A 6,924-nucleotide genomic window follows, 5' to 3' on the forward strand; every position below is an offset into this window, starting at 1 on the left:
GCGTGCCGGCGAATGCCAACGCATCAGGGCTTCGGCGCCGACGATTTCGCCGGAAGCGATGTTCATGATGGGTTGGAAATCCAGCTCGAATTCCCGCCGCGGCAACGCCGCCTCAAGGTCGGTTTCGAGAGCGCGGCGCGCCCGCACCATCGCATCCATGCCGGGCTCGAAGAAGCGGTAAACGTTACGGCCTTCGCTTTTTGCCCGGTAGAGGGCCATGTCGGCGTTTTTCAAGAGCGTGTCGGCGTCTGTGCCGTCGTCGGGGAAAAGCGCAATGCCAAGGCTGATGCCGACATGCATGTCGCGGCTTTTGTCGCGAAACGGTTTTCCAATCATGTCGACGATGCGTTCTGCCAGTTTTTCCGTATCGGCAGCGCCTTTGGGATTGAACTGGATGATGACGAATTCGTCGCCGCCGAAACGGGCGACGACGTCTGTTTCATTGCGCAAGCAACGCTGCAGCCGTTCGGCCACGCATTTCAGCAGCCAGTCGCCCACCGGGTGCCCCCACGTGTCGTTGACGGCCTTGAAGCGGTCGAGGTCGAGCGACAGTATCGCCAGATTCGCAGCCTCGCCCAAGGCCTGGTCGAGCCGGTCGCGGAACATCGAGCGATTGGGCAGGTTGGTCAGCGTATCGTGAAGCGCAAGATGGGTCATGCGCTCTTCGGCGCGTCGGCGTTCGGTGATGTCGTCGAAGGTTGCCACCCAGCCACCGCCGCCCATCGGTCGCTGCACGATGGACAGAGTCCTGCCATCGGCAAGATGGCGCTGGATCGACCGCATTTTTCCAGCTTGAAGGCTGGCCACGGTGTTCTTGATTTCGTTATCGATGTCGATCCCCGCATAGATGCCGAGGCGCAAGAGTTTCTCGATCACGTGATTGTGGCTCATGCCAAGCGGAAAGTCGGCCGGCATTACCTTGTAGAGTTCCAAAAAGCGTTCGTTGCGCACGATCAGCTTGCCGTTCGCGTCGTACATCAACAGGCCTTGCGACATGTTGGCGAGCGCTGCGTCGAAGCGGCGGTGCTGTTCCTTCAGCTCCCGTTCGGCACGTCGTTGCTCGGTGATGTCCTCGTAGATCGACACCCAGCCGCCCGAGACCAGCGGTCTGTGCGAGATATCGATGATACGTCCGTCCGACAGCGTTTCCTCGTAGGTCGACGGTTTCGCCTGGTCGATATAGGGCTTGCGGATGGCGTAGAGTTCTTCGGCGCTCTGCGAGGCGACGCCGATCTCGACGCTGTGCTGGAGGATGTCGAAAAACCGAATGCCTGGTCGCACGATTTCGGCGTCGAGGCAGAAGATGCTGACATAGTTGCCGTTGCAGATGATCATGCGCTCATTGGCGTCGAACATGCACAGCCCGTGCGACATGTTCTCGACGGCCGCCGAAAAGCGATCGTTCTGTTTGCGCAGTTCGTCGTCTATCCGTCGCGGCGAGCCGATGCCCTCGGCCCCCTCTCGGCGGACGGGCATACCAGCCTTGACATGAGTGACGGACATGAGGCGTGCCTGCAGACCGTGAACGAACGCGGCAGTGTTGTCCTTTCCGGTTAATTTACCGTTTTTCAGCCGGCCGGCTGCACCGTTTGGCGCCGCGATTTCTCGATCGACGCGTACCGTTCGAGGAACGCGTTTTGCGCCCAGGTCACCGAACGCGGCATGAAATCGAAGCGCTCTGCATTGAAGCCGCGGGGCCGGCCGAAATACTCGGTCGCCTCCGCCGTCGAGAAGCCGGCCAACAATGTCGCCTCGTAGTAGGCGGCGATCTGGTCGGCGCGCTTGATCTCCTTGCGCAGGCCGGCGCCGAGTTCAGCCGGCAGCGAAAAGCGCAGGTGGATGGCGCGCTGCAGTCGAAGTTCGCAATCCTTATAGCTGCCGCCCATCACCGATTTGAACGGCGAGATCATGTCGCCGATGACATATTCCGGGGCATCGTGCAGCAAGGCGGCCAGCCGCGCATCAGCCGAGGCGTCCGGCGCCAGCTCGGAAAACAGCGCCTCGACCAGCAGCGAATGCTGGGCGACCGAAAACGCGTGATCGCCGCTGGTCTGGCCGTTCCAGCGGGCGACGCGCGCAAGCCCGTGGGCGATGTCGGAAATCTCGATGTCGAGCGGCGAAGGGTCGAGCAGGTCGAGCCGCCGGCCGGACAACATGCGCTGCCAGGCGCGCGGCGGCGCCCCGGCACGATCTGCCGCCATCAGGCTTCCTCCGCGCCGACGGCTTCCTGCGGAAAAGTGAATTTCGCCCATGCCGGAATGGTGAGCGACACAGTGACATCACCCGCCATGACAGGCTGGCCTGCGTCGAGCGCCGCCTTGACCCGGTCGATGCGGGCAATGGCAAGTCCCGTCGTGCCGGCCGTCGAGCCGAGCGTGCCGACCGGCCGTCCGCCGACCGTCAGCTCGGCGCCTGGCGCGGGCAGCGGCCGCTCTGCCCTGGCGATCAGCACACGCCGCCTGGCGGTGCCACGATGCTGCATGCGCGAAACCACTTCCTGGCCGACATAGCAGCCCTTTCTAAAGCCGACGCCGCCGGTCTCGTCGAGCAGCACGTCATGCGGAAAGGCATCGCCAAGCTGGTAGTCGCTGCCGCTTTCGGCAATACCATGAGCGATACGCAAGGCCTGCCACGCGGCGAGGTCACCACCTGCGGCCATGCCGCCATATCGGCGCTCGACCTCCACATCGCGAAAGCGGTTATCGGCAACCCTGGTTGAATCAGATTGTGAAGCGGTTGAATCATTGCCCCACGCAACAACGACAAGCCCTTGCTCGGCTTTGGCAATCTCGACCTTGGCACGCAGTTTGTAGAGCATCAGCCGGCGCATGAAGTCGTCGGCAACATCGGTGCGGCATTCGAGGCGCAAGGCATTGTCGTCGGCGCGTGAGATGAGGAAATCGAACAGGATCTTGCCTTGCGGCGTCAAAAGCGCACCTGGCTTTGCCTGGCCGGAAGCAAGCGTGTCGAGGTCGGTCGTCAGGATGTTCTGCAAAAAATGCTCGGCGTCCGGGCCTGACACCGAAATGAGCGCACGGTCGCTAAGCAGGGCAAAGGGCATGGGCTAGACAAAACCTGATCTTGCAAAACGGTCGGCCTTTACGTAAGCCGCTGACACTCCCCCCGCAAGAGACCGGATCGGCATGGCCACGACCTACGACCTCATCCTGACAGGCGGCACCGTGGTCAACCATGACGGCGAAGGTCTTCGCGATGTCGGCGTCAAGGAGGGGCGCATCGCGGCAATAGGCGATCTCGGCCAGGCCTCGGCCGGCGAGACGATCGACTGCCGCGGCCTGCATATCCTGCCCGGCGTCGTCGACAGCCAGGTGCATTTCCGCGAGCCGGGGCTGGAGCACAAGGAAGACCTCGAGACCGGCTCGCGCGCGGCGGTGCTCGGCGGCGTCACCGCCGTGTTCGAAATGCCCAACACCAATCCGCTGACCACCAGCGAGGCCGCCCTTGCCGACAAGGTGCGGCGTGCTTCCGAGCGCATGCATTGCGACTTTGCCTTCTGGGTCGGCGGCACTCGCGACAATGCCGGCGATGCCGGCGAGCTGGAGCGGCTGCCCGGTGCCGCCGGCATAAAAGTGTTCATGGGCTCGTCCACCGGCGACCTGCTGGTCGAGGACGACGAGGGTGTCGCCGCGATCCTCCGGAATACGCGTCGCCGCGCCGCTTTCCACTCCGAGGACGAGTTCCGGTTGCGCGAACGGCTTGGCGAACGCATCGAGGGCGATCCGTCCTCCCATCCCGTGTGGCGCGACGAGATTGCAGCACTGCGCTGCACCGAGCGTCTTGTGCGCATTGCTCGGAAAGCGCGTGCGCGCATCCATGTGCTGCACATCTCGACCGCCGAGGAAATCGCCTTCCTCGAACGGCACAAGGATGTCGCGACTTGCGAGGCGACGCCGCATCATCTGACACTGAGCGCCGACGATTATGCGCGGCTGGGCACGTTGATCCAGATGAACCCGCCGGTGCGGGCAGCACGCCACCGCGACGGCGTCTGGCACGGCATTGCGCAAGGGATCGTCGATGTGCTCGGTTCCGACCATGCGCCGCACACGCTGGCCGAAAAGGCAAAGCCCTATCCGGCCTCGCCGTCGGGGATGACCGGCGTGCAGACGCTGGTGCCTATCATGCTGGACCATGTCAATGCCGGCCGGCTGACCCTGCAGCGCTTCGTCGATCTTTCCAGTCATGGTCCGCAGCGCATTTTCGGCATGGCCAGGAAAGGCCGTATCGCCGCCGGCTACGACGCCGATTTCACCATTGTCGACCTGAAGCGCCGTGAGACCATCACCAATGCGCAGGCCGGCTCGAAGGCCGGCTGGACGCCCTATGACGGCAAAGAGGTGACTGGCTGGCCGATCGGCACAATCGTGCGCGGCCAGCGGATCATGTGGGATGGCGAGATCGTCGCGCCTGGACAGGGCAGGGCGGTGGAGTTTTCCGAAGCGCTGGCGGTGTAGCCGTTCCACGGTGTTGGATTTTTTAAGCACCGTGCATTATGTTGTTGGCGTTATGAACGCAGATATCGCGCCCATGATTGTCCCCGCCGAGTTCCCGGAACTCCAGGCTCTTGCCTGGAACCGTGACGTAGCGCGTCCGATTCCCGCCGAGGAAGCATTTGCGCTCTATGAGCGCAATTGGCGTTTTATCGATCAGAAGCGTCTTACGGCGCGTGAGAAGCTGCTCATACAGAACCTAGCCAACGAATTCGGTCATGGCGTCCTGTTGATCACCCGGTAAAGTTCTTCTGCTCTCCCGCTTCTCCTCGCTTCTAAAACTATCAACAGGGCACACAGCGAGCGGAAGTCATGAAGGAGTTCAAAAGGCCAGAACACCGGATGACGAACTGCGCAACACGGCCGAGTCCTTGCAAATGGACATTAACGCGGCCGAAGCTGCTATTTCGGCTCTTCGAATGAAGGCATTCGCCTCTGACCGGGTGCGGGCATCGGCAAAGACCCCCGCCGATCCGCGCCAATAAGCCAGTAAATAGCAGGGTCGAGGCAGGGCGTGGAGTTTTCCACAACGGCAGCTCAATCCCCGGCGACGAAGAACGTCCACTCTCCGGCAGGCGTGATGCCGACGCGGTAGAAGATGTAGGCGCCGAACTGCTTCATGTCGTTATAGTCGCCGGCGGTGACGATCTTGAACAGCTCGACCCTTTGCCTCGCGTCGAGCTTGTCCAGCGGAAGGGCGAAGAAATACGGCCAGACATAGAGTTCCTGCGGCGTGCCGACATCGACATGGACATAGCCGGCATTGAGCACCTCTTCCAGGATGGCGAGGATTTCCTGGCCTTCCGTATCGCCCGAAAGGCCCTTGAGGAAGGCGATCGGATCGCCGTCGATGTCGCTCAGCGACAATTGGGTCATCGCGTCGCCAGTGCCGATCAGCGGCCGGAGCTTTTCGATGTCGCCGCTCTTGCAGGCCTCGACGATTAAATCATGCATGCGCCTGACCGGCTCCGGCAGCTTGCCAAGGTCATAGACGACGTCGGGCAAGGGCGCATCCGGATCGGCCATGCCGCCATCTTTCGCCGGCCCCTCCGGTTCTTTTTGTTCCGGCTCATCGGACGGTTTCGGCTGGCCGGCCGCGGGCGGCATGGTGCCGGGCGGGTCGGGCATCGGCACCGCGCTTCCTGGCGGCGACATGTCGTCGTCAGCAGGTGGCGTGACCGGCGCGGGAAGGTCCTCGCGCTTGATTTCACTCAGTGCATGGGCGGGGCTGATCGTCAGGCATAGGGTAATCGGAATCGCAACGCTGCAAACGGCGAGCCAGATGCTAAGGACCAAGCCACACGGCTTGCCTGACATCGAGAAAATCACTGCCTGCTTCTCCCTGGTTCCCGCGCCCGCCCGGGATGCCGGTTAGTGCCGCAGCTTTTCCGGTTCGAAGGCCCCGGCTATCACTTTTTCACGCATGCGGTCGAGCAGGGCAAGGGCGGAAGTCTCGCCGTTGGCGCGCAGCATCTCGCCGAAGGCGGTTTCCAGCGCCGCCTCGGCGATGATTTCCGGCTCGATCCCGGCCGAAAGCCCCTCAGCCCAAGCCTCGCTGTGGCTTTCCACGGCGGTCAGGCGCTTTTCTTCCCTGACCAACGCGTCGATGTCGTTGACGCCATGTTCCATTGCGATGTCCACCCTTTTCAAGCGACGATCCGATAGACGCGGATCAGGCTTGGGCTGTCCCTTTTTTACCCGGATCTAATAAGCCATTGTAAATACGACATTTCTTGGGTCGCCTTCGACAAGGCTCGTCGCGTCTAGCAAACCTGCGTTCGATCCGATTCAAAACTTAGCCGATTAGACCGGCGAGCGGGATGAAAACCTTCAGTTTGAGTTAATTCCACATCTGCGCCGTAACGTTTCGTTAATGCTGTTGCAGAAGTGCAACATGAGGATTGCACCAAGATGCTCTCGGAAACAAGGAGGGAGGGTCAAATGCCGATGTGACGAACGGCGCCGAGACGGAGGGCGGCCGAAAAGTTGGCGTCAGTTGCCGTAGCGCGAGGCGATGTCGCGCGACAGCGTCTCGCCTTCCTTCATGTAACGACTGATGGCTTCCGTCGCCGAAGCGGTACATTGCGTGTAGGTGCCGCCGAAGGAGCGATAGCCGCGGTTGAAACTGGCGATGAAGCGGGCGCGCCGCTCCGGGCCAGGATTTTCCGAAGCCATCAGCTTCTCCATCTCGACGCGCCACTGGTCGCCTTTCTCACCGCACAGATTGCGCAGGAAATGCAGCGAGCCAAGCACCTCCGCCAGCCGCATCAACCCTGGCTCGAACGGGGCTTCGGCACTCAATGCCGGCCGCGCGCCGACAGCCATGCTGGCGGCGAGGCAAGCTGCGAGGAACAGCGAGGCGCGGGTCATAAGTCTATGTGGCCAAACATTTTGTCGCCCGCAAGGCGGATTC

8 protein-coding genes are annotated in these 6,924 nt (G+C 62.1%); 2 read left to right on the forward strand and 6 right to left on the reverse strand.

The features are described from left to right. From CN311_RS30310 to ygfZ, 3 genes are all read right to left on the reverse strand, one after another. Window positions 1-1,503: putative bifunctional diguanylate cyclase/phosphodiesterase (locus tag CN311_RS30310; RefSeq protein ID WP_097577264.1), on the reverse strand; the 1,503-nt coding region annotated here is incomplete at its 3' end. Between the two features lie 65 nt (window positions 1,504-1,568). Beyond that, window positions 1,569-2,201, reverse strand: a complete 633-nt coding sequence (locus CN311_RS30315) for an HD domain-containing protein (protein WP_097577265.1) — start codon at window positions 2,199-2,201, stop codon at window positions 1,569-1,571. Then, window positions 2,201-3,061 (reverse strand): CAF17-like 4Fe-4S cluster assembly/insertion protein YgfZ, encoded by an 861-nt coding sequence (gene ygfZ, locus CN311_RS30320; RefSeq protein ID WP_097577266.1) that lies wholly within the window; start codon window positions 3,059-3,061, stop codon window positions 2,201-2,203. Before ygfZ ends, CN311_RS30315 begins: the two co-directional genes overlap by 1 nt. An 82-nt stretch (window positions 3,062-3,143) precedes the next feature. On the opposite strand from ygfZ, the gene CN311_RS30325 reads away from it, so the two are divergent. Both CN311_RS30325 and CN311_RS30330 read left to right on the forward strand, forming a co-directional pair. Next, the gene (locus CN311_RS30325) at window positions 3,144-4,475 is read left to right on the forward strand and encodes a dihydroorotase (RefSeq protein WP_097577267.1); all 1,332 of its coding nucleotides are present in this window, start codon (window positions 3,144-3,146) and stop codon (window positions 4,473-4,475) included. A gap of 52 nt (window positions 4,476-4,527) precedes the next feature. Next, window positions 4,528-4,755 carry a hypothetical protein gene (locus CN311_RS30330; RefSeq protein ID WP_097577268.1) on the forward strand — a complete coding sequence of 76 codons (228 nt, stop codon included), beginning with the start codon at window positions 4,528-4,530 and terminating at the stop codon, window positions 4,753-4,755. 293 nt (window positions 4,756-5,048) lie between these two features. On the opposite strand, the gene CN311_RS30335 is transcribed toward CN311_RS30330, so the two are convergent. From CN311_RS30335 to CN311_RS30345, 3 genes are all read right to left on the reverse strand, one after another. Further along, the gene (locus tag CN311_RS30335; protein WP_165779901.1) at window positions 5,049-5,840 is read right to left on the reverse strand and encodes a hypothetical protein; all 792 of its coding nucleotides are present in this window, start codon (window positions 5,838-5,840) and stop codon (window positions 5,049-5,051) included. A gap of 42 nt (window positions 5,841-5,882) precedes the next feature. After that, window positions 5,883-6,140, reverse strand: a complete 258-nt coding sequence (locus tag CN311_RS30340) for a hypothetical protein (RefSeq protein WP_097577270.1) — start codon at window positions 6,138-6,140, stop codon at window positions 5,883-5,885. 363 nt (window positions 6,141-6,503) lie between these two features. Next, window positions 6,504-6,881: a TIGR02301 family protein gene (locus CN311_RS30345; protein WP_097577271.1), complete on the reverse strand. Its 378-nt coding sequence runs from the start codon at window positions 6,879-6,881 to the stop codon at window positions 6,504-6,506. Between the last annotated feature and the right edge of the window lie 43 nt (window positions 6,882-6,924).

Origin of the sequence: Mesorhizobium sanjuanii (genome assembly GCF_002529485.1) — a bacterium.
Lineage (GTDB): Bacteria > Pseudomonadota > Alphaproteobacteria > Rhizobiales > Rhizobiaceae > Mesorhizobium > Mesorhizobium sanjuanii.

Excerpts from the sequence above, each read along its gene's own strand:
- CN311_RS30315 (WP_097577265.1), bottom strand. The coding sequence starts at position 2,201 with ATGGCGGCAGATCGTGCCGGGGCGCCGCCGCGCGCCTGGCAGCGCATG.
- ygfZ (WP_097577266.1), bottom strand. The coding sequence starts at position 3,061 with ATGCCCTTTGCCCTGCTTAGCGACCGTGCGCTCATTTCGGTGTCAGGC.
- CN311_RS30325 (WP_097577267.1), top strand. The coding sequence starts at position 3,144 with ATGGCCACGACCTACGACCTCATCCTGACAGGCGGCACCGTGGTCAAC.
- CN311_RS30330 (WP_097577268.1), top strand. The coding sequence starts at position 4,528 with ATGAACGCAGATATCGCGCCCATGATTGTCCCCGCCGAGTTCCCGGAA.
- CN311_RS30340 (WP_097577270.1), bottom strand. The coding sequence starts at position 6,140 with ATGGAACATGGCGTCAACGACATCGACGCGTTGGTCAGGGAAGAAAAG.
- CN311_RS30345 (WP_097577271.1), bottom strand. The coding sequence starts at position 6,881 with ATGACCCGCGCCTCGCTGTTCCTCGCAGCTTGCCTCGCCGCCAGCATG.